This is a genomic window from Tenacibaculum sp. Cn5-46, from assembly GCF_022347705.1.
GTDB classification, from domain to species: Bacteria; Bacteroidota; Bacteroidia; order Flavobacteriales; family Flavobacteriaceae; genus Polaribacter; species Polaribacter aiptasiae.
Map to the genome: position 1 here is coordinate 256,597 of NZ_JAKRGD010000001.1, position 25,666 is coordinate 282,262.

General features: G+C 31.8%; 22 protein-coding genes and 2 riboswitches. Of the genes, 1 reads left to right on the forward strand and 21 read right to left on the reverse strand.

Annotation, left to right across the window (positions count from 1 at the left end):
* Positions 1-50 precede the first annotated feature (50 nt).
* The 21 genes from trxA to MHN29_RS01205 all read right to left on the reverse strand — a co-directional run bounded on the left by trxA (position 51) and on the right by MHN29_RS01205 (position 23,792).
* On the reverse strand, positions 51-368 hold the full coding sequence (trxA, locus tag MHN29_RS01105) for a thioredoxin (RefSeq protein ID WP_235273452.1): 318 nt from the start codon (positions 366-368) through the stop codon (positions 51-53).
* A 131-nt stretch (positions 369-499) separates the two neighbouring features.
* Entirely contained in the window at positions 500-1,456 is a 957-nt protein-coding gene (metF, locus tag MHN29_RS01110) for a methylenetetrahydrofolate reductase [NAD(P)H] (RefSeq protein WP_235273451.1), read from the reverse strand.
* Positions 1,457-1,465: 9 nt separating this feature from the next.
* On the reverse strand, positions 1,466-4,144 hold the full coding sequence (gene metH, locus MHN29_RS01115; protein ID WP_235273450.1) for a methionine synthase: 2,679 nt from the start codon (positions 4,142-4,144) through the stop codon (positions 1,466-1,468).
* A gap of 6 nt (positions 4,145-4,150) precedes the next feature.
* A complete protein-coding gene (locus MHN29_RS01120) occupies positions 4,151-5,164 on the reverse strand; it encodes a homocysteine S-methyltransferase family protein (RefSeq protein WP_235273449.1) in 1,014 nt (337 codons plus the stop codon).
* A gap of 51 nt (positions 5,165-5,215) precedes the next feature.
* A riboswitch (SAM riboswitch) is annotated at positions 5,216-5,319 on the reverse strand.
* 141 nt (positions 5,320-5,460) lie between these two features.
* Entirely contained in the window at positions 5,461-7,071 is a 1,611-nt protein-coding gene (locus MHN29_RS01125) for a T9SS type A sorting domain-containing protein (RefSeq protein WP_235273447.1), read from the reverse strand.
* Between the two features lie 144 nt (positions 7,072-7,215).
* On the reverse strand, positions 7,216-8,106 hold the full coding sequence (cysM, locus tag MHN29_RS01130) for a cysteine synthase CysM (protein WP_235273445.1): 891 nt from the start codon (positions 8,104-8,106) through the stop codon (positions 7,216-7,218).
* Positions 8,107-8,128: 22 nt separating this feature from the next.
* Positions 8,129-8,872 carry a serine O-acetyltransferase EpsC gene (gene epsC, locus MHN29_RS01135; protein ID WP_235273443.1) on the reverse strand — a complete coding sequence of 248 codons (744 nt, stop codon included), beginning with the start codon at positions 8,870-8,872 and terminating at the stop codon, positions 8,129-8,131.
* A gap of 25 nt (positions 8,873-8,897) precedes the next feature.
* Positions 8,898-9,227, reverse strand: coding sequence for a 2Fe-2S iron-sulfur cluster-binding protein (locus MHN29_RS01140; RefSeq protein ID WP_235273442.1), 330 nt, complete (start codon positions 9,225-9,227; stop codon positions 8,898-8,900).
* A 10-nt stretch (positions 9,228-9,237) separates the two neighbouring features.
* Positions 9,238-10,293: an NAD(P)/FAD-dependent oxidoreductase gene (locus MHN29_RS01145; protein WP_235273441.1), complete on the reverse strand. Its 1,056-nt coding sequence runs from the start codon at positions 10,291-10,293 to the stop codon at positions 9,238-9,240.
* A 69-nt stretch (positions 10,294-10,362) separates the two neighbouring features.
* Positions 10,363-10,944 carry a bifunctional precorrin-2 dehydrogenase/sirohydrochlorin ferrochelatase gene (locus MHN29_RS01150; protein WP_235273440.1) on the reverse strand — a complete coding sequence of 194 codons (582 nt, stop codon included), beginning with the start codon at positions 10,942-10,944 and terminating at the stop codon, positions 10,363-10,365.
* Positions 10,941-11,708: a uroporphyrinogen-III C-methyltransferase gene (gene cobA, locus MHN29_RS01155; RefSeq protein ID WP_150900057.1), complete on the reverse strand. Its 768-nt coding sequence runs from the start codon at positions 11,706-11,708 to the stop codon at positions 10,941-10,943. Before cobA ends, MHN29_RS01150 begins: the two co-directional genes overlap by 4 nt.
* Before the next feature lie 12 nt (positions 11,709-11,720).
* Complete coding sequence (locus MHN29_RS01160; protein WP_235273439.1) at positions 11,721-13,823, reverse strand: nitrite/sulfite reductase; 2,103 nt, start codon at positions 13,821-13,823, stop codon at positions 11,721-11,723.
* Positions 13,824-13,859: 36 nt separating this feature from the next.
* The gene (locus MHN29_RS01165; RefSeq protein ID WP_150900059.1) at positions 13,860-14,207 is read right to left on the reverse strand and encodes a 4Fe-4S dicluster domain-containing protein; all 348 of its coding nucleotides are present in this window, start codon (positions 14,205-14,207) and stop codon (positions 13,860-13,862) included.
* Between the two features lie 12 nt (positions 14,208-14,219).
* The gene (locus tag MHN29_RS01170) at positions 14,220-15,467 is read right to left on the reverse strand and encodes a sulfate adenylyltransferase subunit 1 (RefSeq protein WP_235273438.1); all 1,248 of its coding nucleotides are present in this window, start codon (positions 15,465-15,467) and stop codon (positions 14,220-14,222) included.
* Positions 15,468-15,520: 53 nt separating this feature from the next.
* Positions 15,521-16,426: a sulfate adenylyltransferase subunit CysD gene (gene cysD / locus MHN29_RS01175; RefSeq protein ID WP_235273437.1), complete on the reverse strand. Its 906-nt coding sequence runs from the start codon at positions 16,424-16,426 to the stop codon at positions 15,521-15,523.
* 11 nt (positions 16,427-16,437) lie between these two features.
* Positions 16,438-17,064: a phosphoadenosine phosphosulfate reductase family protein gene (locus MHN29_RS01180; protein ID WP_235273662.1), complete on the reverse strand. Its 627-nt coding sequence runs from the start codon at positions 17,062-17,064 to the stop codon at positions 16,438-16,440.
* Complete coding sequence (locus MHN29_RS01185; protein WP_235273436.1) at positions 17,061-17,315, reverse strand: DUF2061 domain-containing protein; 255 nt, start codon at positions 17,313-17,315, stop codon at positions 17,061-17,063. The genes MHN29_RS01180 and MHN29_RS01185 overlap by 4 nt, the downstream gene beginning before the upstream one ends.
* A 120-nt stretch (positions 17,316-17,435) precedes the next feature.
* Positions 17,436-17,843 carry an Rrf2 family transcriptional regulator gene (locus tag MHN29_RS01190; RefSeq protein ID WP_150900140.1) on the reverse strand — a complete coding sequence of 136 codons (408 nt, stop codon included), beginning with the start codon at positions 17,841-17,843 and terminating at the stop codon, positions 17,436-17,438.
* A gap of 27 nt (positions 17,844-17,870) precedes the next feature.
* Positions 17,871-19,037: a PLP-dependent aspartate aminotransferase family protein gene (locus tag MHN29_RS01195; RefSeq protein WP_235273435.1), complete on the reverse strand. Its 1,167-nt coding sequence runs from the start codon at positions 19,035-19,037 to the stop codon at positions 17,871-17,873.
* Between the two features lie 40 nt (positions 19,038-19,077).
* Positions 19,078-22,476 carry a bifunctional aspartate kinase/homoserine dehydrogenase I gene (gene thrA / locus MHN29_RS01200; protein WP_235273434.1) on the reverse strand — a complete coding sequence of 1,133 codons (3,399 nt, stop codon included), beginning with the start codon at positions 22,474-22,476 and terminating at the stop codon, positions 19,078-19,080.
* 23 nt (positions 22,477-22,499) lie between these two features.
* Positions 22,500-23,792, reverse strand: a complete 1,293-nt coding sequence (locus tag MHN29_RS01205; RefSeq protein ID WP_235273433.1) for an O-acetylhomoserine aminocarboxypropyltransferase/cysteine synthase family protein — start codon at positions 23,790-23,792, stop codon at positions 22,500-22,502.
* A 156-nt stretch (positions 23,793-23,948) separates the two neighbouring features.
* A riboswitch (SAM riboswitch) is annotated at positions 23,949-24,059 on the reverse strand.
* Positions 24,060-24,368: 309 nt separating this feature from the next.
* On the opposite strand from MHN29_RS01205, the gene metK reads away from it, so the two are divergent.
* On the forward strand, positions 24,369-25,625 hold the full coding sequence (metK, locus tag MHN29_RS01210) for a methionine adenosyltransferase (RefSeq protein ID WP_235273432.1): 1,257 nt from the start codon (positions 24,369-24,371) through the stop codon (positions 25,623-25,625).
* Positions 25,626-25,666 lie beyond the last annotated feature (41 nt).

Sequence of the window (25,666 nt, forward strand, 5' to 3'; positions counted from 1 at the left end):
GGTTTAGCGATAGCCAAACCTTTTCTTGTTATATATTGTAATTGTACTGATTATAAAGCAGCATCAATTTTATCAGTATACGCTTTTTTAGGAGCAGCACCAACTTGTTTGTCTACTACTTCACCGTTTTTAAAGATTAATACTGTAGGAATGTTTCTTACACCATATTTAGCAGCAAACTCTTGGTTGTTGTCAACGTCAACTTTTCCAACTACAGCTTTTCCTTCATATTCACTGTGAATTTCATCAACAATAGGTCCAACCATTCTACATGGCCCACACCAAGCTGCCCAAAAATCAACCAATACTGGTTTGTCAGAATTTAATACTACTTCTTGAAAGTTTGCATCTGTAATTTCTAATGCCATTTTATTATATTTTAATTAAGTTATTGTCTTTGTTTGTAAGTTACAAAAGTAATCAAATATTTTACCAATACAATTTTACAAAAATTACTTTTTACTATCATAGTATCAATACTTTCTATTTCCTTACAAGATTAAAAGACTTCTTTTGCTATTTGTTGAATATTGGTTGATTTTCCCATAGAATAATAATGTAATAACGGAACTCCTGCTTTTATTAATTCTTTACTTTGATGTATACACCATTCTATACCTATCTGACGTACTTCGCTGTTGTCTTTACATTTTACTACACTCATAATTAAATCGTCCGGTAAATCAACTTTAAAACGATGAGGAATTAAATTAAGTTGTTTTTTTGTTGAAATAGGTTTAAGGCCAGGAATAATGGGAACTGTGATTCCTTCAGCTCTGCATTTAGCCACAAAGTCAAAGTACTTTTGATTGTCAAAAAACATTTGAGTCACTATATAAGTAGCTCCGTTTTTAATTTTCTTTTTCAAAAAATGGATATCAGAATCTAAACTTGGAGCTTCCATATGTTTTTCTGGATATCCAGCAACCCCTATGCAGAAATTTGTTTGTGATGAATTTTGTAATTCGTCATCTAAATATTTTCCATTATTTAAGCTTTGAATTTGAGAAACAAGTTCGCTTGCATATTTATGTCCATCTTTTTCTGGTTTAAAGTATGTCTCGCTTTTTACTGCATCACCTCGCAATGCTACGACATTATCAATTCCTAAAAAATCTAAATCGATTAAAAAGTTCTCGGTATCTTCTTTTGTAAAACCACCACATAAAATATGTGGCACAGCATCTACCTGATATTTATTTTGAATGGCTGCACAAATGCCTACTGTACCAGGTCTTTTTTTAACAACTTGCTTTTTTAATAAGCCATTTTCAAGTTCTTTATAAATATATTCCTCTCTGTGATAGGTAACATCTATAAAAGGTGGATTGAATTCCATTAAAGGATCTATATTATTAAAAATAGATTGTATATGTTGTCCTTTTAAAGGAGGCAATATTTCAAATGAAAACAATGTTTTACCATTGGCGTTTTTTATATGTTCTGTAACTTTCATGATGTTATTTTAATTGTCGGCAATTGTTGGATGTAACCATTTTCTTGCTTCGTCTAATGTGATGTTTTTTCTTGTGGCATAATCTTTTACTTGATCATCGGTTATTTTTCCTAATCCAAAATATTTAGATTCTTCATTTGCAAAATAATAACCAGATACAGCTGCTGCTGGCCACATAGCCAAGCTTTCTGTTAAGGAAACTCCAATTTGTTTTTCAACTTCTAATAATTGCCAAATAGTTTCTTTTTCTAAATGATCTGGACATGCTGGGTATCCTGGAGCTGGACGAATACCTTTATAGTTTTCTTTAATTAATTCTTCGTTAGTTAAGTTTTCGTCTATACTATATCCCCAGTGTTTTGTTCTTATTCTATGATGTAAGTATTCTGCGAAAGCTTCAGCAAAACGATCGGCCAATGCTTGTGCCATAATAGCATTGTAATCGTCCTGTTGGTCTTTATATTTTGTAGCTAATTCATCTGCGCCGAAAATAGCTGTACAGAAAGCTCCCATATAATCCTTTTTGCCAGTTTCTTTTGGTGCTATAAAATCTGCTAAAGCAAAGCTTGGTTTGTTATCTCGTTTTTTTAATTGTTGACGAAGCGTTCTAAATACAGCTATTTCTTTTCCTTTTTTCTGTATAGAAATATCATCTATGTTAATAGAATTAGCTTCAAATAATCCAAAAATTCCTTTAGGTTTTAATAATTGTTTAGCTACAATTTCTTGCAACATTTTTTGAGCATCTTCATATAAACTAGTAGCTTGTTCACCTACAATTTCATCTGTTAAAATATTAGGGAATTTTCCGTGTAAGTCCCATGAACGGAAAAAAGGAGACCAATCTATAAAAGGAATTAATTCCTTTAAACTTATTTGTTGTAATGTTTGAATACCTAATTCTTTTGGTTTTACAATATTGCTTGTTTCCCAGTTTATTTTAAATTGACGTTTACGAGCTTCCTCTATAGAAATGTATGCTTTTGTTTTTCCTCTTTTTAAAAATTTATCTCGAAACTCTTCGTAGTCTTTTTTTAGCTTAGCTACATATTCGTTTTTTGTATTTTCATTTAGTAAGTCTCCAACAACTGTTACTGCTCTTGAAGCATCATTTACATGTACTACTGCGTTTTTGTATTGAGTATCAATTTTTACTGCTGTATGTGCTTTGGAAGTTGTAGCTCCACCAATGAGTAACGGTACATCTAAATTTTGACGTTCCATTTCTTTGGCTAAGTATACCATTTCATCTAACGATGGGGTGATTAAACCACTTAAGCCAATGGCATCTACTTTTTCCTTTTTTGCAGTTTCAATAATTTTTTCAGGAGGAACCATTACTCCTAAATCAACTATTTCATAGTTATTACATCCTAAAACTACTGAGACAATGTTTTTACCTATATCATGAACATCACCTTTTACAGTAGCCATTAAAATTTTACCTAGCGCTTTTTGTTCTTCACCTTTTTCTGCTTCAATAAAATGATTAAGATATGCCACTGCTTTTTTCATTACTCTGGCCGATTTTACAACTTGTGGTAAAAACATTTTTCCTGAACCAAATAAATCACCAACCACATTCATTCCAGCCATCAAATGTCCTTCAATTACATGTAAAGGTCTTTCTACAGTTAATCTAGCTTCTTCTGTATCTTCTACAATAAAAGCATCAATTCCTTTTACCAATGAATGTGTAATTCGTTCTTGCAATGATAAGTTTCGCCATTCTAATGCTCTTCCATCATCTTCTTTTTTCTTTCCTTTTACAGTTTCAGCAAAGTCCAATAACCGTTCAGTAGCATCGTCACGTCTATCTAAAATTACATCTTCTATATATTCTAAAAGGTCTTTAGGAATGTCATCATAAACTTCTAGCATGGCCGGATTTACAATTCCAATGTTCATACCTGCTTGAATTGCATAGTATAGAAAAACGGAGTGCATTGCTTCTCTTACTGTATTATTCCCTCTAAATGAAAAAGAAACATTACTTACGCCACCACTAACACTAACATTAGGTAAGTTATTACGTACCCATCGAGTTGCTTCTATAAAATCGATAGCATTTTTTCTGTGTTCTTCCATTCCTGTAGCTACAGGGAAAATATTTAAATCAAAGATGATATCTTCTGAAGGAAATCCAACTTTATCTACTAAAACTCTATACGAACGTTCAGCTATTTCTATTCTTCGTTGATAATTATCTGCTTGCCCAACTTCATCAAAGGCCATTACAATTACTGCAGCTCCATAGCGTTTTATTTGAGTTGCTTCCCAAATAAATTTTTCTTCACCTTCTTTTAAACTAATAGAATTGACAACGCATTTCCCTTGTACCACTTGTAAGCCAGCTTCTATAATTTCCCATTTAGAGCTATCTATCATAATAGGAACACGACAAATATCTGGTTCGGCAGCAATCAAGTTTAAAAAACGAACCATGGCTTCTTTTCCGTCAATTAAGCCATCATCCATATTAATATCGATAATTTGTGCTCCTCCATCTACTTGGTGCCTTGCTATAGCTAGTGCTTCGTCATATTTTTCTTCTTTTATTAAGCGTAAAAATTTACGAGATCCAGCTACATTGGTGCGTTCTCCTACATTAATGAAGTTACTGTTTTCGGTAATAATTAAAGGCTCTAAACCCGATAAACGCATGAATTTTCTTTGTTGTGTGCTCATCTTCATTTAATTTTCAACAGTATGAATGTTTAAAACTTCCCTCGGTTTATATTTAGCAGCTACTTCAGCTATGGCAGCAATATGTTTTGGTGTGGTTCCGCAACATCCTCCAATTATATTGATTAACTCCTTTTTTAAATATTCTTCTATTTGCAAAGCCGTTTCTTCTGGTGTTTCATCATATTCACCAAAAGCATTTGGAAGCCCAGCATTTGGATGTGCTGACGTAGCAAATTTTGTTTTTGAAGCTATGACTTCTAAGTGTGGTTGCAATAAATTGGCCCCTAGTGCACAGTTAAAACCAACTGATAATAATGGAATATGTGAAATAGAAATTAAAAAAGCTTCTGCGGTTTGTCCAGATAATGTTCTTCCTGATGCATCTGTAATTGTACCCGATACCATTATTGGAACTTCAATTCCTCGCTCGCTTTTTACTTCTTCAATAGCAAACAATGCAGCTTTTGCATTTAATGTATCAAAGACTGTTTCTACTAATAAAATATCGGCACCTCCATCTAATAAAGCTTCTACTTGCTCTTTATAAGCTATTCTTAGTTCATCAAATGTAACAGCTCTGTAACCTGGGTCATTAACATCAGGAGACATGCTAGCTGTTCTGTTTGTTGGGCCTATAGAACCAGCAACAAATCTAGGTTTATGAGGTTCTTTTTTAGTAAACTCGTTAGCTACTTCTTTTGCTATTTTTGCCGATTCGTAATTTAATTCGTAAACCAAATCTTCCATTTGATAATCGGCCATAGCTATAGTTGTACCAGAAAAAGTATTGGTTTCAACAATATCTGCTCCAGCAGCAAAATATTTTCTATGTACTTCTTTTACTGCTTCTGGTTGGGTAATAGATAATAAATCGTTATTCCCTTGGAGAGGAGAGGGGTAGTCTTTAAAACGTTCTCCACGAAAATCTTCTTCTGTAAATTTATATTCTTGAAGCATTGTTCCCATGGCCCCATCGAGCACGAGAATTCTTTTTTGTATTTCTGTATATATGTTTGACATTCCTGATAATTAAAAGTTGTGTTATCAGGAAAAGAGGAAGTAAAATTCTTTCCGTTATCTCTCTGCCAAGCAGTAGAATGTAGCACCTTCTTTGTATAAACAAAGGGTTGCTAAGGCTTCAAAGGGTCTATTCCCTCCACCTTTCTTGATAACATCAATTAAGTTAATGAACTATGGTGCAAATCTATTAGTTTATTTTTAGTTTCCCAATAAATTATTCTTTTTATTTAATAAAAAATCTCACTTACTAGCTGTAAGTGAGATTTTAAGATTTAATGTGTTCCCTAATTAATTAGTTACTTTTTTATAATTTTTGATTCTTTTATAGTTGTGTTTTCTGAAATTGCTTTTAGTATGTAAACACCTTTTTTAATATTTCTTACATCCATAGTGTTTCCTCTTGAAGTTGAAATTTTTGTTCCTCCAATAGAATAAAGTTCTAATCTATCTATGTTGGTATTAGACTTCACATTTATAATATTTGAAACTGGATTTGGATATACTTTAATATCATTATCATTATTCGAATTATTTCTAGGCATTAATTCATTTAATACAGCATCTTTTGTTTTTTTCATTACAGGAGGAACATAAACATTAATTGTTTTTTTGGTGGTACAACCTGTGTTAGCAGCTGTAACCTCAACTGTATAGGATCCAGAACTATAAGCATCATATTGATAATTTGTTCCTAGTACAAGCGGGTTCCCTGTTCTGAACCATTTATAAGTGTAAGTTGTGTTTGTAGGCAAGCCTTGAACTCTTAACCTTACTCTATTGTGAGGATTAGAGAAAATAAATGTTTTATTTATAGAAAAATTAGGTTTACCTACTACATAAACTTTCATCACTTTTTCTATCCATGTATTGTTTGGCCCTGAATTTATAGCCAATTTAACGTGGTATTGAGTAGTAACTCCATAAGGAGAAGTTAGAGGAAATTGAGTTTGTAGGTCTAGTTCGCTATAAGGAACACCATCGTTCCAAATTTCAGAGCCATCTACAGCTTGTCCATTACTTCCAATTTTATAAATAGCGGTAAAATATTGAATTCTGTTGTTGTGATCTAAAGAAGTGTCAACTGTTCCTCTACCATCTAAAATTACAGGATCCCCACTACAAATTTGAATCCCAATATTTGTATTAGAATTAGTCCCGTTAAGTGCCATTGAAACGCTACCAGATTGGTTTAAATCTCCAGACATAGTAACACCGTCAATATACATTTCTCCCTGTGCAGTATATTGAGTAGAATAGTAGACAAATAATAGTTGCGTATAATCTTTATTAGGTGTAAATGTAATGTTCGGACTTATATTATTTCCTGTTGGTATGTTGTTACTCCAACTAGTACTTGGACCTGTATTTTGAATAACTTTTGTTACAAGCATTTGATCATTAGAAGGTAATGAACTATACTGGTTGTTATTTATATTTCCTATTGTTTCAACAAGACTACTATTTGTATTGTAATTTGCAGTAGCACTGTTAGTGGCTATAACATATAAAATTCCATTATTACTATATTTTTTATAATCAAATTTTAGTTTATAGGTTTTACCACTTTTCATAGGGTAATACATAAACATAGAGTTTCCTCTTTTCTGACCATTTGTATTGCTATATCGTAAAGAAGCATATTTAGATCCATTTCCACATGGTCCACAAGTATGAACATTATTATAACCATTATGATGTACTCTCGGATTTCCCTTATGGGCGTACCAACTTGTTCCTAACCTTCTTGCGGTAAAGTGTGCATAAATATTACTTGAATTACCTGCTGATAATGTTTCAAAACTCCCATTTTTTAACTCATAAGTATAATAAGGTTGAGAGAACATTGTACTAAAATTGCATAAAAATATTGCGCATAGCAATAACTTAAAAGTATTTACTTTTTCCATTTTGATGATTTTTTTCGGGGGTTAGCATTAAATCTATCACAAAAGTAAAAGCATCATTTTCCAATGGTGTTTATAAATTTCCGAAACAACTAAATATGTTTCCGAAAGGTAACTTTTAAAATAAGATATGGTTTATAAAATATTTTATAAACCATATAGTTCTGAAGATAAATAACGATCACCTCTATCACAAACTATAGCCACAACGACTCCTTTTTCTATAGAGTTGGCTACTTTAAGTGCTGAGGCAAAAGCACCACCACTGCTCATACCTGCAAAAATTCCTTCTTGTTCGGCTAATTTTATAGTTGCTTCTTCAGCTTCTTGCTGATTTACTTCTAAAATTCTATTGATTTTTTGTGGTTTAAAAATAGCTGGTAAATATTCTTGTGGCCATTTTCTAATTCCAGGAATTTTAGCACCGTCTTTAGGCTGTACTCCTATGATTTGAATTTGATCATTTTGTTCTTTTAAGTAATCTGAAACTCCAGTTATGGTACCTGTTGTGCCCATGGCTGATACAAAATGTGTTATTTGTCCCTCTGTATCTTTCCAAATTTCAGGGCCAGTAGTTGTATAATGTGCTTTTGGATTATCAAAATTATCAAACTGATTTAATCTAAAATATCCTTTTTTATATTTTAATTCTAAAGCATGGTCTATAGCTCCTTCCATTCCTAAAGCGCTTGGAGTTAAAATAACCTCTGCTCCATAAGCTCTCATGGTTTTTACTCTTTCAACAGTTGCATGTTCAGGCATTACCAGTACCATATTAACTCCTAATACCTTTGCCATTAAAGCTAGTGCAATTCCAGTATTTCCACTAGTTGCTTCTACTAAAGTGTCACCCTTTTTTATGTTTTTCCTTTTGATTGCTTCGGAAATCATAAAATAAGCAGCTCTATCTTTTACGCTACCACCAGGGTTGTTTCCTTCTAGTTTCAATAATAATTTAACATTGGGTTTATTGAAAGCATTTGTTATTTCTACAAGAGGAGTATTTCCTACAAAATCGATAATACTTTTTGTTTTCATGGTTTGTTTCTTATTGTGAAAATCATTTTGCATATGACTTTCTGGTGGTAATTTTATTTTCTGATTCGTAAGTAACAATTGATCCTTCTGGAACTGATTCTGTTACACATACGTTAGCACCAATAATGCTATTTTGTCCTATAACTACGTTTCCTCCTAAAACAGTGGCATTAGCGTAAATAGTTACATTATTCTCTATGGTTGGATGTCTTTTTGTTGAAGCTAATTCTTTTTTTACTTGAAGCCCCCCTAGAGTTACTCCTTGATAAATCTTTACATTATTTTGAATGTGTGTAGTTTCACCAATGACAATTCCTGTAGCATGATCAATAAAAAATGAAGCACCTATAGTTGCACCAGGATGAATATCTGTACCTGTTACTCCATGGATGTATTCACTCATCATACGAGGTAAAATAGGTACGTTTAATTTTACCAATTCATGACTTAATCGATATACTGCTATTGCATGAAAACCAGGATAGGCTAAATAAACTTCTTCTAGGCTTTTACATGCTGGATCATTTTGTTCAAAAGCTAAAGCATCTAAATCTAATTGTTCTCTTATTTTACAAAAGGATTCTTGGTATAATGTCCAAATACTTTCTCCTTCAAGAATGTTTAGTTCTTTTAAAATAATAATGAATTGACTTTTTAAATGTGTAGCTTTTTCTTGGCATACATCACTAAATAAAGCATAGAATAGCTGTTTTGTAAAAGTTTCTACATTGTCTTTTAATGATAAATTATAATTTTTAAACTGCATTTTAATAGTACTTTTCTGTATGAAATTAATTTTCGGGTGCCAATTCTATTTCCAAGCCTTCTAGCTCAGGAGTTATTTGAATTTGACAGCCTAAACGACTATTTTCCTCTACATGAAATGCTTCTGCTAACATTAAATCTTCATCAGGAGTCATTTCAGATAATTGATGATTTGATTTTACATAACATTGACAAGATGCACACATAGCCATACCTCCACAAATACCAATTGTACCTTCTTCTGCCAGTTCATAGGAACGGACAATTTCCATTAAGTTCATTGCCATATCGGTAGGTGCAATTACTTCATGAAGTATTCCTTCTCGATCGGTTATTTTTATATTGATATCTGACATTGTATTTTTTTTAATTGATTGCTTTTACTACAGCTTTTGGAGCTTCTTTTTTTGAACCATCAAAACCTTCAACACCACCAACAGTTGTGTATTTCATTACATATTTTTTATCAGGATGTATACGTTGAAAAGCACTTTGACACATTAGCGTAGCTTCGTGAAATCCACATAAAATCAGTTTTAACTTTCCAGGATATGTATTAACATCTCCAATGGCATAAATACCTGGTATGTTTGTTTGATAATCTAAAGCGTTGTTTACTTTTATGGCATTTTTTTCTATTTCAAGTCCCCAGTTAGCAATAGGTCCTAGCTTTGGTGATAAACCAAATAGTGGAATAAAATGATCTGTTTCATAAGTATATGGCTCTTTGCCTTTTTCTACTATTTGAACAGCATTAACATGCTCGTCTCCATAAACTTCCTTTATTTCTGCAGGTGTTATTAAATGAATTTTTCCAATATCTTTCAATTCTTGCACTCTTTCTACAGAGTCTAAGGCTCCTCTAAATTCATTTCTACGATGAACTAAAGTTACTTCCGAAGCAATGTCAGCTAAATATATAGCCCAGTCTAAAGCCGAATCACCTCCACCAGCTATAACCACTTTTTTATTCCTATAAATTTCTGGTTCTCTAATAATGTAAGCCACTCCTTTGTCTTCATAATTTGAAATATTAGGAATAGGTGGTTTTCTAGGTTCAAAGCTTCCTAAGCCACCTGCTATAGCTACTACCGGAGCATGATGTTTTGTTCCTTTGTTTGTGGTAACTATAAAAGTTCCATCTTCTTGTTTTTCTATAGTATCAGCTCTTTCTCCTAAGGTAAACCCAGGTTCAAATTGTTTTATTTGTTCTAATAAATTCTTTGTCAAATCACCTGCTAGAATCTCAGGATAAGCAGGAATATCATAAATAGGTTTTTTAGGATATATTTCTGAACATTGCCCTCCTGGTTGAGGTAATGCATCAATTAAATGACACTTTAATTTTAATAATCCTGCTTCAAAAACTGTAAAAAGCCCTGTAGGACCCGCTCCTATAATTAATATATCTGTTGTAATCATTTTTATTTTTTTGTCACTAGTGTGTAAAGTCGTAAAAACATCTTTTTTAAGATTTATTTACTTCTGTTCTTAGCTTATTAAACCTTCTGTTAACTTGTTTAATGTTTCTACTTTTTCTTCAAAATTACCTTTGATGGTCTTTCTGTACTTATTTAAATTTTGAACTAATTCGTTAATGTCTTCTGGAATTACTTCTTCAAAAAACTGGCGTAATCTTTTAGCTGTTGTTGGAGATTTTCCATTAGTTGAAATAGCTACTTTGACATTTCCTTTTGTTACTATTCCACCTAAATAGAAATCACAGAGATGAGGTGTGTCTGCAACGTTTACCAATAAGTTTTGTTCTTTACAATCGTTGTAAGCTTGTATGTTTACATGATTGTCATCTGTAGCAACAATTACCAAGTCTTTATTATGTAAATGACTTACTTTATAAGCTTCTTGAATTATTTCAATATGATGCTTTTCAGCTAAGTTTTTTACTTCTGGAAGTATATCGATTGCCACTATTTGAACTTTCGCATTTGGACTTGACTTTAATAAAAAACTCAATTTCTCCAATCCAACATTACCTGCACCTATTAAGAGAACATTTAATTGATGTACTTTTAAAAAGATAGGGTAGAGGTTATTTTTTTCTTCTACTATCATACCGCGATATTGGTTTTTATTTGCGATTGTACCAATTGAAGTTCTGCTCTGTGTTTTACAACTTCTCCTAATACGATGATTGCTGGATTACTTAATTTGTTTTTTGCAACTACTTGTTCTATGGTGTTTACAGTACCAATTCCGATTTTTTCTTGTGGAGTAGTACCATTTTGTATAATAGCTACAGGTAAATCATGCTTTTTTTCTTTTTGAAAAAGTTGAATGATTTCGGATAATTTACCCATTCCCATTAATATAACTACAGTAGCATTAGACTTTGCAGCTAACGCAACATCACTAGAAATTTGATGTTTTTTTGTTGTTCCTGTAATTACCCAGAAGCTTTCTGAACTTCCACGTTTTGTTAAAGGAATATTTTGATATGCAGGTACTGCTAGTGATGATGAAATACCAGGAACTACATCTGTTTGTAGTCCAAATTTTGCAGCATATTCCATTTCTTCTGCGCCTCTACCAAAAATAAATGGATCACCACCTTTTAAACGTACCACATGTCCATGTGAATGACCTCTAGCTACTATTAGTTCATTAATTTGTTCTTGTTGATAACGGTAACAGCCTCTTCTTTTACCAACAAAAATTATTTCAGCATTTGGATTTACATATTTTAATAAATCATTGTTAACCAAAGCATCATATAACACTACATCTGCTTGTTTTAAAGCATTGATCGCTTTTAAGGTGATTAGTTCTACATCACCAGGACCAGCCCCCACTACGGTTAATTTTGGTAGATTTCTCATGTCTCTTTATGTTTAACTTTCTACTACTTGCTTCCTGTATGCATCTACCGTTTTATAAAACGATTTTGCTTCTTCCAGATACTTTTTAGCGAAAGCTTCTGTTGGGTTATTTTCTTTTATTTGATATACAAAATCAGTAAATGAAGTTGGTAATTCAATCTTATTAGTACTGATAAATACTTCATCAAAGTTTTTAATAATACTAGCTTGTGTATTGGTTTTTGCTCCTTCTGAAGTTAACAATGCTTTTGCAGTATTGATGATTGCTGAATATGAATGATATATGCTGTCAGACCATTGCTTTTCATTCAATGCACCAATAGCATTTTCTATTTTTTCTTCACTTTCAAATAGTAAGGTTGCAATCAAGTCGATAACAACTCCAGCACATTCTCCAACACCAATGGCTTTTACATAGTTTTTATCATGCCCCCAATCGATAAAATCATCCTGATTTAAATTGGAAGTATCTGATAAATGTTTTAATAAATCATAGAAATAGGTTTTTCCATATCTATCATAATACGTTAAGAAGTCTTCTTTTTCTTGTTTATGATCTTCAAAATCATTTAAAAGAATACGTAGAGCTTCAGGACCTCTTTTGCTTGGTATTTTTACTAGTTTATCTGAAAAACGTCCTTTACCATTACCTAAAACACCTCCACCAATTAACACTTGAAGGGCAGGAGCTAATAAGTTTCCAACTTTAACAGACATTCCTTGAAATCCTATATGTGCCATATTATGTTGTCCACAAGCATTCATACAACCACTAATTTTAATAGTTATATTTTTATTATTTACATATTGTGGATATTCTGATTTTAATACACGCTCTAATTCTGTTGCAATACCTGTGCTACTTGAAATACCTAAGTTACAAGTATCAGTTCCTGGGCATGCTGTAATATCTGTTAAGCTATTATAGCCTATTTCTGTAAAACCTAATTTTTCTAATTCAACATAAAAGAATGGTAAAAACTCTTCTCTGACATGACGGATTAAGATATTTTGACGTAATGTAAAACGCAATTCATTTGCTGCATATTTTTTAATTAAATCTGCAAGTAAACGAGCTTTGTCTGTGTAAAAATCTCCCAAAGGAACTTTAATTCCAATGGCATATAATCCTTTTTGTTTTTGTTGAATAACATTGGTTTCTTTCCAGTTTTGGTAAGCTTCGTTATCAGTTATTTTTACTGAAGGAATTTCTGTTGTTTCAAATTGAATTTCCTTTTCAAAATCAGATGTGTTTATCGGATATCTTTGATAAGCAAATGCTTTTTGTTCTTCAGAAACTAATTTTAAAAAGGCATCAACTCCTAAATCTTTAACTAAAAATTTTAAACGTGCTTTTGCTCTTTTTGAACGTTCTCCATGTCTATCAAAAACACGTAAAACACCTTCAATAGTAGGAATTAATAAATCAGCTTCTAAAAATTCATAGATTACATCTGCATGTCTAGGTTGCGAACCTAATCCTCCTGCTAATAAAACTTTAAAACCTTTGACTTCTTTACCTTTTATAGTTTTTGTTTTAGCAATAAAGCCCAAATCATGCATAAAACTCAATGCAGTATCATGGTCTGTTGCAGAAAAAGACATCTTAAATTTCCTTCCCATTTCCTGACAAATAGGGTTACGTAAGAAAAACTGAAATGTAGCATGTGCATAGGGTGTTACATCAAAAGGTTCATTGATGTCTATCCCAGCAGTTTCAGAAGCTGTAACATTTCTAACTGCATTTCCACAAGCTTCACGTAAGGTGATATCATCTTTTTCTAATTGTGCCCATAATTCAGGAGTTCTATCTAAACTCACATAGTGAATTTGTATGTCTTGACGAGTTGTAATATGTAAGCGTCCTCTTGAGTATTCGTCCGATACATCTGCTATTCGATGTAATTGTTCGCTAGTAACTTTACCATAAGGTAGTTTTATACGAATCATTTGTACTCCAAACTGACGTTGACCGTATACACCTCTAGCCAAACGTAAACTTCTAAAGCGTTCTTCGTCTATTTGACCTTCTTTAAATAAACGGATTTTACGTTCTAATTCTAGAATATCTTTTTCTACAATTGGATTCTCTATTTCGGTTCTAAAACTTTGCATTACTTTATTTTTTAAAGCTTGTAAGCGTTACTTTTTTTAATTGTGTAAGAACTGTTGTTTTGCTAATAGTTCTTCTTCTGTTTCAATAATGTCTTCATCAGGAACACAACAATCTACTGGGCAAACTGCTGCACATTGTGGTTCTTCATGAAATCCTTTACACTCTGTACATTTGTCTGGAACAATGAAATAGTACTCGTCAGAAATTGGTTCTTGATCTTCATTTGCGTCTATTTCTGTTCCATTCAATAATTGAATATTTCCATTTAATGAGGTTCCTTCGTTATAATTCCAGTCTGAAGCTCCTTCATAAATAGCTGTATTTGGGCATTCTGGTTCGCATGCTCCACAATTGATGCACTCATCTGTTATTATAATTGCCATTTGATTTTCTTATTACTGAATAAAGCCTACTCCGGCTGTATTGTTGGTTTTTGGATTGATTAAAATGAAAGTTCCATTAGCTTTGTTTTTCTGATAAGAGTCATAAAACAATGGCTTGCTAACTTTTAAGGTAACATCGCCAATTTCATTTAAAGTTAATTGTGATGGATTTTCTTCCTTGCCTGAAAAATCTGTTTTTATAATGGACGATAAAGACATAATTTTTGCCTGTGCATCATTTACTCCATGTTTTATATAATATTTATCAGAAGCTTGTAATGGACTTTTATCCATCCAACAAATTGTAGCAGTTAATTCTTTTGATACCGTAGGAACTTCTTTTGTTTTTACCAACATGTCTCCGCGGCTTACATTTACATTGTCTTCCAAAGTAATAGTTACCGAGCTTCCTCTTTTTGCCTGTAAGTATTCTTTATCAAAAAAATGAATGCTCTTTATTTTGGATTCAGTAGCGGAAGGCAATACAGTAACAGAATCGCCAACTGCTAAATTTCCTCCATAGATTTTACCAGCATAACCTCTGAAATCATGATAATCGTCTGTTTTAGGTCTGATTACTGTTTGTACAGGAAATCGTGTTTGTGATTGTTCTTCTATATCATCAGCTTGTAAACTCTCTAAATGATTTAGTAATGTTTCTCCATTATACCAAGGAGTATTCTCTGATTTTTCAACAACATTATCTCCTTTTAATGCAGAAAGAGGGATAAAGGCTAATTGCTGATTTTTATAAGCACTCTTACTAGCTAAATACTCAATTTCATTTTTTATTTGATTAAACTTTTCTTCTGAATAATCAACTAAATCCATTTTGTTAATGGCTATTACTACATTTTTTACTCTCAATAAATTATTAATGAAAAAATGACGATATGTTTGCTCTATAACTCCGTTTCGAGCATCTATCAAAACAATAGAAGCTTGTGAATTTGAAGCGCCAGTAACCATATTTCTAGTGTATTCTATATGTCCAGGTGTATCAGCTATAATGAAACTCGTTTTTGGTGTTGAAAAATATATATGAGCTACATCTATAGTAATTCCTTGTTCTCTTTCGGCAACTAAACCATCGGTAGCTAATGAAAAATCTAAGTAATCAAAGCCTCTTTGTCTACTTTTTTCTTCAATGGCTTCTAGTTTATCATCAGTTAATGAATTAGTATCGTATAGTATGCGACCGATTAATGTGCTTTTGCCATCATCGACACTACCTGCAGTTGCTATTTTTAGTACGTTCATTTTATGTATTAGTTGTTGTGTAACAACTTGTGTTTAAATGTTTGTTATAAGTTTTAAAAGTATCCTTGTTGTTTTCTTTTTTCCATTGCAGCTTCCGATCGTTTGTCATCTATTCTAGCACCTCTTTCGGAAATTGTTGATACTTTAATTTCGTTTACTACGGTATTTATATCTACAGCATTGGATAGTACTGCAGCTGTACAGCTCATATCTCCAACTGTTCTAAAACGTACCATTCGTTCTTCAACTTTTTCATTTTCATCTCTATAAACCACATCATCTTCTGCAGACCATATAAGTCCATCTCTTAAAAATGTAGCTCTTTTGTGAGCGAAATAAATAGAAGGGATTTCGATATTTTCATCTCTTATATAAGACCATACATCTAATTCTGTCCAGTTAGAAATAGGGAAGACTCTTACATTTTGACCCAAATCAATTCTTCCGTTTAACATATCGAATAATTCTGGACGTTGATTTTTTTCATCCCATTGCCCAAAATCATCACGAACAGAGAAAATTCGTTCTTTAGCTCTTGCTTTCTCTTCATCTCTGCGCGCTCCACCGATACATGCATCGAAACCAAATTCATCAATTGCATCTAATAACGTTTCTGTTTGCAGCATGTTTCGGCTTGCGTACTTTCCAGTTTCTTCTTTTACTCGACCTTTGTCAATATTATCCTGAACATTTCTAATAATTAAATCAACGTTGAGATCTTTTGCTAAACGATCTCTAAATTCTATTGTCTCAGGAAAATTATGCCCAGTATCTATATGTAAAAGAGGAAAAGGGATTTTAGCAGGATAAAATGCTTTTTGAGCTAATCTTACTAATGTTATGCTATCTTTTCCACCAGAAAATAGTAAAACTGGTTTTTCAAATTGAGCAACAACTTCTCTAAATATATATATGGCTTCGCTTTCTAAAGCACCTACTTGTATTGTTTCTGTATTCATAATCATATTCTTTAAATATGTAAACCACATTCTCTGTTACTTTCTACTTTTGTTGGATCGAAATATTTAAATTCATTTGGTAAATTATGTTGTTCTAAATATTCGTCTAATTCCTTATCTGACCAATGATAAAATGGACTTACTTTTAAAATTCCGTCTTTGCTAAAAGAGAGTATTCCTATATTATCTCTAAATGCTGTTTGCCCTTTTCTTAAATTGGTAAACCAAACTTCTGGTTGATGTTCTTTAATTGCTCTTTTAAATGGTTCTAGTTTCACTTGTTCTGTAAATAAAGCATGATCTTTATGTTCTATTGATGGAATACCTAAAACAATATTTCTATGAGCCACTGTTTGTTTAGGAACATATAAATGAACATTCAAGCCTAGTTTTTCAATTAATTCCTCAGCGTGTTTATAGGTTTGTGGTGTGTTATAACCTGTATCGCACCAAATAACCTTTATATAAGGGTTCTTTCTAGACACTAAGTGTAAAATAGCTACTTCATAAGGTCTAAAGTTTGTTGTAATAATTGTTCTTTTCTTTAATTCGAAAACCCATTCTATGATTTGTTGTGGAGTTAACTTTGCTAACCCTTTGTTTAATTCTTCAATATTTAATTGACTTTCTAAGCTCATTTTTTGCCCCATTTTATTTTGTTCCAAACTCTTTCATGAAAAAAGTACAACACCATTTTTGTGATTAACTCAATGCTCCCTATTGAAAATGCTGTGGCTACTTCTCCCGTAATTAACCATGATATTAATATGGTATCTATTGTTCCTATAACTCTCCAGCTAATTGATTTTACAATGCTTCTCAACGGATTTTCAGAAGCTTTATCTAGCGTATAATTTTTCTTATTTTCTATTATTTGTTCTAAAATCATTTTTAAATTCTATTACCCTATCGGGTAACTAGGTTTTAAGAAGTGACAAATGTATACATTCATTTTAAATGTGAAAACATTTATTTGAAAATTTTACAATAGAATAACATTTGTGTTATTTTACACTAAATCTGCTAGTGTATTATTACGAAGTACTTGTAGGGTATTATCCCTAACTTGAATCATTAATTTATGTACTGAACATGCGTCTTCATCAGGGCAGTCATCACACTTTTCATAATAATTTAAGCTTACACAAGGGAGCATAGCAATAGGGCCTTCTAAAGTTCTGATAACATCAGTCATCTTAATTTCTGAGGCTTCTTTTAACATATAATAACCTCCACCTTTTCCTTTTTTGGCTCCTAAAAATCCTGCTTTTCGTAAGGTAAGTAATATACTTTCTAAAAATTTATGTGATATGTTTTCACTCTCGGAAATAGTAGCTATTTGTACTTTATTTCCTTTTTCTTGTCTTGCAATAAAGGTTAGTGCCTTTAAACCGTATTTTGTTTTCTTAGAAAGCATATTACAAAAATACACTTTATTTACTTTTTAAGTATCTAATGCTTGTGTTAAATCGTTAATAATATCATCTATATTTTCTAAACCAACGGAACAGCGTACCAATCCGTTTGTGATACCAACTTCTAACCTGTCTTCTTCACTCAATTTACTATGAGTAGTAGATGCAGGATGAGTAACTATGGTTCTTGTATCTCCTAAGTTTGCCGATAATGAACATAACTTTATGGCATTTAGAAAGCTACGTCCAGCTTCAATTCCACCTTTAATTTCAAAAGCCACAATATTGCCTCCTAATTTCATTTGTTTTTTCGCTATTTCATGTTGAGGATGTGATTTTAAAAAAGGATATTTCACAAGGTTTACCCTTGGGTGTTTTTCTAAAAATGTAGCCACTTTTAAAGCATTTTCACAATGTTTTTCAACCCTGATACTTAAGGTTTCTAAACTTTTAGATAATACCCATGCATTAAAAGGCGACATAGCAGGACCAGTATTTCTTGAAAAAAGATAAATTTCACGAATCAATTCTTTCTTTCCAACGGTAATTCCTCCTAGAACTCTTCCTTGTCCATCAATTAATTTAGTAGCCGAATGGATAACTAAATCGGCACCAAACTTAATTGGGTTTTGTAAATAAGGAGTAGCAAAACAATTGTCAATAACTAAAAGTAAGTTGTGTTTTTTAGCAATGTTTCCTAGTAATTCTAAATCAATAATATCTACTGCTGGATTTGTAGGTGTTTCTGCATATAGAATTTTTGTGTTTGGCTGAATTAACTGCTCAATTTTTTCAACTTCATTTATTTTGAAATAGCTTGTTTCAATATTCCATTTTGGTAAATATTTTGTAAATAAACTATGGGTTGATCCAAATACAGATCTACATGAAACAATATGATCTCCAGCATTTAATAAAGCTCCAAAAGTAGAAAATACAGCAGCCATTCCAGTGGCAAAAGCATAGCCAGCTTCAGCTTCTTCCATTTGCACTATTTTATTTACAAATTCTGTAGTATTTGGGTTTGAAAACCTGCTGTATAGATTTTTATTTTTTTCTTCAGCAAAAGAAGCACGCATGTCTTCTGCATCATCAAATACAAAACTTGATGTTAAATATAACGGAGTTGAATGCTCTGAAAATTGAGAGCGTTCAGTTTGTATTCTAATAGCTTTTGTTTCGAAATGGTTGCTCATTATTTTTATATTTAAGAACTATTAAATAGTGGTTTAATGTTTAGTTGTTGTTGTTAGCTAATCGTAAAATATCTCCAAATACTCCTCTGGCTGTTACTTTTGCTCCAGCTCCAGCTCCTTGAATTACAATTGGCTGCTCTCCGTAAGATTCTGTGTAAATTTCAAAAATAGCATCAGAGCCTTTTAAACTTCCAAGAGGTGAATTGATAGGAACAGAAGTTAGTTTTACACTTAAGTTTCCTTTTGTTTGTTGTAGGTCTCCAGATAAGTCTCCTATATATCTTAATACATGATTTGATTCTTGATTTTCTTTTAATTTTTGGAAAGAAAAATCTAATTTTTCTAAATCAGATAAAAAGGCTGTAGAAGAAATATTTTGAAGTTCTTTTGGAATTAAATTTTCTATTGAAATATCTTCAAATTCATTTTCTAAATCAAGTTCTCTGGCTAATATCAATAGTTTTCTAGCAACGTCATTACCACATAAATCTTCGCGAGGGTCTGGTTCTGTTAATCCTTTGTCTATTGCTTCTTGTAATACCGTTGAAAATGTTGAGTTACTTGATGAATAATGATTGAATATATAACTTAAAGATCCAGAAAAAACACCTCTAATTCTGGTAATATTTTCTCCTGAGTCATGTAATAGTTTAATAGTGTCAATTAATGGTAATCCTGCACCAACATTGGTTTCGTATAGATATTTCTTATTGGTGTTTTCTAAAGTTTTTCTTAGGTTTTTATAAGAATTATATGATACTGTATTGGCTATTTTATTAGATGAAACCAAATCGAAACCAGCATTTACTAAAGGAATATAGTTGTTAATAAAATCGGTACTTGCCGTATTGTCAACAGCAATTAAGTTTTCTAAATGATTTTCTTTAGAGAAGTCAATAATATCTTGAACTATTGTGGTGCTTTCTTTTGAATCTTCTAAATCTTTGTTCCAACTTTTAGTTACTCCATCTTTAGTTAAAAGTACTTTTTTGGAGTTAGCAATAGCAAAAATATTTAACTGTATTTTTCGTTTTTCTAAAATGGTCTTAGCATTTTCTAATATTTGTTCTATTAGAGTTCCTCCAACTAAACCTTTACCAAAAAGGGCAATGTTTATTTTTTTAGAAATTCCAAAAACTTGTCCATGGATTACATTTAAAGCTTTGTGTAATTCTTCTTTTTTTACAACCAAGCTAATATTTTTTCCTGTAACAGTATTATTAAATAATAATGGTATTATTTGATTCTTGATTAAGGCATTATAAGGATGATGAAATTCACTCAAATCTTGCCCGATAATTGATATTACAGCAATATTTTTTACTACTGATATTTTATGGACATCTTTGGTGTAAAATTCATTTTCAAACTCTTTATTTAATGCTTTTACAGCTTCTTCAGCTCTGGTTTTTTCAACAACCAATCCAATGCCTCTTTCTGAAGATCCTTGAGAAATAAAACTAACACTAATATCAGAACTACTTAAGGTTTTAAATATACGAGCATCAACACCAACTTTTCCTAATAAGCCCCTTCCTTCAAAGTTTAATAAAGCTACATTATCTAAAACGGATAATGATTTTATTCCTTTTGAAGTAGATTTAGAGGTTATTAAAGTTCCTTTATCATTAGGATTAAAGGTATTTAATATTCTTAAATTGATGTTTTTTTCAAGTAAAGGAATAATTGTTTTGGCGTGTAAAATATTAGCACCGAAGTTTGCTAATTCATTTGCTTCAGAAAAAGAAAGACTTTCTATCTTTTTAGCATCACTTACCAAATCTGGATTAGCTGTAAATATTCCATCAACATGTGTATAATTTTGTAATTCGTCAGCATCTAAATAATTAGCCAATAAAGATGCTGTATAATTACTGCCATTTCTTCCAAGAGTAGTGGTTTCATTTTTTAAGTTTGAAGCAATAAAGCCTGATACTACATTTACAGTAGTATTATTAAATTGGTTAAAATGTTTTTTAACATTCTCCTTAGAAACCTCTAAAATTGGTTGTGCATTACCAAAATTTTCATCGGTTTTTAATAATATTCTTGAATCTGTAGGATTTGCATTAATTCCTTTTTGCTGTAATAATTCCGATACAGTTTTTATAGATAGTAATTCACCCTGTGCTAAAACTTCATCTTTTATTTTAATACTATAATCGCCTAATAAGTTTACTCCTTCAAATAATTTTTCTAAACGAGAGAATTCTGAAGAAAAATCTATTAAAGGTGTTAGTAATGATTGTTCATGTTTAAAAGCTTCAAGTTGTTGTTGGTATGCTTCGTTTTTAGCGGCCTTATTTAAAATGTCTTCTAAAGTATCGGTAGCGTTTCCACGGGCAGAAACAACAACAGCAATGTTTTCACCATCATTAATTTTATTTTCTATAATAGAAATTACATTGTGTATTCCTTTGTTTGATAATGATTTTCCACCAAATTTTAAAACTTTCATTTTGTTGTTTTTTGAATTTTTATTGAATATGGGTTCAATAATTTCTTTTAGTTGTTCGTATTCTATTAAAAAAGCATCATGACCGTGGTCAGAATTGATTTCATTATAAGTTACATTTGAATGTACTGTTGCAAGTTCTTTGTGTGTTTCTCTATTTTCTTCTGCAGTAAAAAACAAATCAGAATCAACGCCTATAATATGAATGTCGGCTTTTATCGTTTCTAAGACATTTAAAACTTTACGTTCCTTAGTTACATCAATTGTTTTTAATAATTGATTCATTAATTTATAAGATGCTAATTGATAGCGCTCTTGTAATTTTTTACCATGATGAAGTAACCAGCTTTCTACGTTGAAGATTTGTAATTCTTCATTTTTTGAACGTTGAAAGCGTTTTTTAAAAGACTCTGGAGTACGGTAACAAAGCATAGCATGCATGCGAGCATCGTGTACAGGATTACTAGAATTGGTTAAAAACTGTTCTTGAATTTGGCAATTAGCAATTAACCAATCGGTAGACTTCCAATCTGTAGCAACAGGGATTAGATGTTCGGTTATAGTTGGTTTTAAAACAGCCATTTCCCAAGCAATGCCTCCTCCTAAAGAACCACCAATTAAAGCAAATAGCTTTTTAATGTTTAGTTTTTGCAAGCCTAATAAAAAGATATTGGCAATGTCTCTAGCTACAAAATTTTTATAATCATCTATTAAGAAATCATCATAACCATTACCAGGAATATTAAAACATAAAACAGTATACTTTTGAGTATCTATTACTTTGTTCTTTCCAATAATATCTTTCCACCAACCATTTTCGCCAGCAACATTACTATTTCCTGTTAATGCATGATTAATTAGAATAACAGGAGCAGTACCCAAATGTTTCCCAAACAACTGATAACTTAAAGGTATATCATTAAACTGGGCACCACTTCCTGTTGTGTAACTAAGAATATTTATATGTAATAATTCGCTTTTCATTATTTAAAGCAGTCTTTAAATTTTTAAACAAAAGCTTCCTTTGGTATTTTATTGAAAGCTTCTTTTAGGTCTGATTTTAAATCGTCAATGTTTTCTAAACCAACAGATAACCTTATTAAATCTTCTGTAACACCAGCACTAGCTTGTTCTTCAGGGGTTAATTGTTGATGTGTAGTACTTGAAGGATGAATAATTAAAGATTTTGTATCTCCAATATTTGCTAAAAGTGAAAATGTTTTAGTGGTATTAGCTATTGTTTTTGCTGCTTCAAAACCACCTTTAGCCCCAAAAGTGACTATTCCGCTTTGTCCTTTTGGTAGATAATTATTGGCTAAGGTTTTGTATTTACTACTTTTTAAACCAGGATAGTTTACCCAAGAAACCTCTTCTTGTTCCTCTAACCATTGGGCTAATGCTAAAGCATTTTCTGAATGTTTTTGAATTCTAATGTCTAAGGTTTCTAACCCTTGAATAATGTTAAAAGCGTTTGTAGGACTTAAAGCGCCTCCAAAATCACGTAAGCCTTCTAAAATTAATTTAAAAGTATAAGATGCGGCTCCTAAAGTTTCATAGTACTTTAAACCATGATATCCCGCTGTGGGTTCTGTAAATTCAGGAAATTTACCATTAGCCCAATTAAAAGTACCAGCATCGATAATTGCACCTCCTAAAGAGTTTCCTTGCCCTCCAATGTATTTAGTTAAAGAGTGAATAACAATATCAGCTCCATGTTTGATTGGGTTTAGTAGGGCAGGAGTAGCAACGGTATTATCGACAATGAAAGGAACTTCTGCTTTTTTTGCTTGTTTAGAAATAATTTCTAAGTCTAAAACATCAAGCTTAGGGTTACCTAAAGATTCAACAAAAAATGCTCTTGTATTTTCTTGAACAGCTTTACCGAAATTTTCAGGGGCAGAAGCATCAACAAAAGTTGTAGTAATACCTAAGCGAGGTAAGGTAACATTTAATAAATTATAAGTTCCGCCGTATAAACTACTAGACGCTACGATATGATCTCCTGCTTTTAGTAAGGTTAATAACCCTGTAGAGATGGCAGCGGTACCAGAGGCAAAAACAACAGCACCAATTCCTCCTTCTAAAGAAGCCAAACGCTCTTGTAAAATTTGATTTGTAGGATTGTTTAGTCTAGTGTAAATGAATCCTAATTCTTTTAATGAAAAAAGATTTGCTGCATGATCAGAATCATTGAAAACATAAGAGGTTGTTTGATAAATAGGAACAGCTCTTGTGCCTCCTGTTTGTTTTACATCATGTCCTGCGTGCAACGCTTTTGTTGCAAATTTTTGTGTACTCATTTTTCTTGTTTTTGAGTTAATAAATAATTAAACCAAAAGCCAAATGCGTCAATGTTTTGACGTACTTACTAGAAAAATGTTATTAAGAAATATTAGAAATTTCAGTATGAGTTTATAGAAATTTCTTTTTGGTTATCTATCCTTGTAGTTACATTTCGATTTTTTTACCGAAGTAATATTTTGGTAGAATTTAGCACCTTCTTTGTATAGAACAAAGGGTTGCTAAGGCTTCATAGGGTCTAATCCCTCCACCTTTCTTGATAACATCGTCAATAAGTGATTGAACTTTTACGAATGCAAATATTCAGTTATAAAAATTTAATTTCCTAATATTTTTTACTTTTTTTTATTTTTTAATTCGTTATATACTACGTATATAGAATTTTATTTTTAATTCTTTTTTAACAAAAAGCTTTTTAAAATTTGAATTTAATCAATAACTTTGCGGCTGAATTTTTGAGGAGAAATTTGATCTGATTGCAACCTCTATAAAAAATGCTAAAGCAGTAATTATCTACTTCTTTTAGCGACCAAGCAATCCAAGTTTTTCTTCCGTTAATTTTTAAAAAGAAGTTTATGTCATATTTATTTACTTCAGAAAGTGTTTCTGAAGGACATCCAGATAAAGTAGCAGATCAGATTTCTGATGCTTTAATAGATAATTTTTTAGCTTTTGATGAAACGTCTAAGGTAGCTTGTGAAACTTTGGTAACTACTGGTCAAGTTGTATTGGCTGGTGAGGTAAAATCTAAAACATATTTAGATGTTCAAAAAATTGCAAGAGATGTAATTAACAAAATAGGCTATACCAAAAGCGAATATATGTTTGACGGTAGTTCTTGTGGAGTTTTTTCAGCAATTCACGAGCAATCACCAGATATTAATCAAGGAGTAGAAAGAGCAAACCCAGAAGATCAAGGAGCAGGAGATCAAGGAATGATGTTTGGTTATGCTACTGATGAAACTGATAACTATATGCCTTTAGCATTAGAGTTATCGCACCGTTTATTAATTGAATTAGCTGAGCTTAGAAGAGAGAATAAAGATATTACTTACCTACGTCCAGATGCTAAATCTCAAGTAACTATTGAGTATTCTGACGATAATGTTCCTCAAAGAATTGATGCTATTGTAATTTCTACTCAGCATGATGATTTTGATGAAAGTGAAGAGGTAATGTTAGCAAAAATTAAGTCTGATATTATATCTATTTTAATTCCAAGAGTAGTAGCTAAATTACCTGAGCATATTCAGACATTATTTACAGATGATATTACGTATCATATTAATCCAACAGGAATTTTTGTTATTGGAGGACCTCATGGTGATACAGGATTAACAGGTCGTAAGATTATTGTTGATACTTATGGAGGTAAAGGAGCTCACGGTGGAGGTGCTTTCTCAGGAAAAGACCCGTCTAAAGTAGATCGTTCTGGAGCTTACGCAACTCGTCATATTGCTAAAAACTTAGTAGCTGCTGGTTTATGTAAAGAAGTGCTAGTACAAGTTTCTTATGCTATTGGAGTAGCTAAGCCAACAAGTATTAATGTTGAAACTTATGGAACTGCAACAGTTGATATGACTGATGGTGAGATAAGTAAAGTAGTAGAAACTATTTTTGATATGCGTCCTTATTTTATCGAGAAACGTTTAAAATTAAGAACACCTATTTATTCTGAGACAGCTGCTTACGGACACATGGGAAGAACTCCAGAAAAGAAAACAGTTACTTTTACAAACCCAATGGGAGATACTATTGAGCGTGAAGTAGAAACATTTACTTGGGAGAAATTAGATTATGTAGATAAAGTAAAAGAGAGTTTTGGTTTATAATAAACTCTAACTGATACAAAAAAAGCCTTGACAATGTCAAG

What these genes read in the sequence shown, in the direction of transcription:
- cysM (WP_235273445.1), bottom strand. Translation starts at nt 8,106, where the DNA reads ATGAAAACAAAAAGTATTATCGATTTTGTAGGAAATACTCCTCTTGTA.
- MHN29_RS01205 (WP_235273433.1), bottom strand. Translation starts at nt 23,792, where the DNA reads ATGAGTACACAAAAATTTGCAACAAAAGCGTTGCACGCAGGACATGAT.
- MHN29_RS01160 (WP_235273439.1), bottom strand. Translation starts at nt 13,823, where the DNA reads ATGCAAAGTTTTAGAACCGAAATAGAGAATCCAATTGTAGAAAAAGAT.
- MHN29_RS01180 (WP_235273662.1), bottom strand. Translation starts at nt 17,064, where the DNA reads ATGAGCTTAGAAAGTCAATTAAATATTGAAGAATTAAACAAAGGGTTA.
- MHN29_RS01190 (WP_150900140.1), bottom strand. Translation starts at nt 17,843, where the DNA reads ATGCTTTCTAAGAAAACAAAATACGGTTTAAAGGCACTAACCTTTATT.
- MHN29_RS01165 (WP_150900059.1), bottom strand. Translation starts at nt 14,207, where the DNA reads ATGGCAATTATAATAACAGATGAGTGCATCAATTGTGGAGCATGCGAA.
- metF (WP_235273451.1), bottom strand. Translation starts at nt 1,456, where the DNA reads ATGAAAGTTACAGAACATATAAAAAACGCCAATGGTAAAACATTGTTT.
- trxA (WP_235273452.1), bottom strand. Translation starts at nt 368, where the DNA reads ATGGCATTAGAAATTACAGATGCAAACTTTCAAGAAGTAGTATTAAAT.
- thrA (WP_235273434.1), bottom strand. Translation starts at nt 22,476, where the DNA reads ATGAAAAGCGAATTATTACATATAAATATTCTTAGTTACACAACAGGA.
- MHN29_RS01170 (WP_235273438.1), bottom strand. Translation starts at nt 15,467, where the DNA reads ATGAACGTACTAAAAATAGCAACTGCAGGTAGTGTCGATGATGGCAAA.
- MHN29_RS01125 (WP_235273447.1), bottom strand. Translation starts at nt 7,071, where the DNA reads ATGGAAAAAGTAAATACTTTTAAGTTATTGCTATGCGCAATATTTTTA.
- MHN29_RS01145 (WP_235273441.1), bottom strand. Translation starts at nt 10,293, where the DNA reads ATGATTACAACAGATATATTAATTATAGGAGCGGGTCCTACAGGGCTT.
- MHN29_RS01150 (WP_235273440.1), bottom strand. Translation starts at nt 10,944, where the DNA reads ATGATAGTAGAAGAAAAAAATAACCTCTACCCTATCTTTTTAAAAGTA.
- MHN29_RS01185 (WP_235273436.1), bottom strand. Translation starts at nt 17,315, where the DNA reads ATGATTTTAGAACAAATAATAGAAAATAAGAAAAATTATACGCTAGAT.
- epsC (WP_235273443.1), bottom strand. Translation starts at nt 8,872, where the DNA reads ATGCAGTTTAAAAATTATAATTTATCATTAAAAGACAATGTAGAAACT.
- MHN29_RS01195 (WP_235273435.1), bottom strand. Translation starts at nt 19,037, where the DNA reads ATGAGCAACCATTTCGAAACAAAAGCTATTAGAATACAAACTGAACGC.
- metH (WP_235273450.1), bottom strand. Translation starts at nt 4,144, where the DNA reads ATGAGCACACAACAAAGAAAATTCATGCGTTTATCGGGTTTAGAGCCT.
- cobA (WP_150900057.1), bottom strand. Translation starts at nt 11,708, where the DNA reads ATGAGAAATCTACCAAAATTAACCGTAGTGGGGGCTGGTCCTGGTGAT.
- MHN29_RS01140 (WP_235273442.1), bottom strand. Translation starts at nt 9,227, where the DNA reads ATGTCAGATATCAATATAAAAATAACCGATCGAGAAGGAATACTTCAT.
- MHN29_RS01120 (WP_235273449.1), bottom strand. Translation starts at nt 5,164, where the DNA reads ATGTCAAACATATATACAGAAATACAAAAAAGAATTCTCGTGCTCGAT.
- metK (WP_235273432.1), top strand. Translation starts at nt 24,369, where the DNA reads ATGTCATATTTATTTACTTCAGAAAGTGTTTCTGAAGGACATCCAGAT.
- cysD (WP_235273437.1), bottom strand. Translation starts at nt 16,426, where the DNA reads ATGAATACAGAAACAATACAAGTAGGTGCTTTAGAAAGCGAAGCCATA.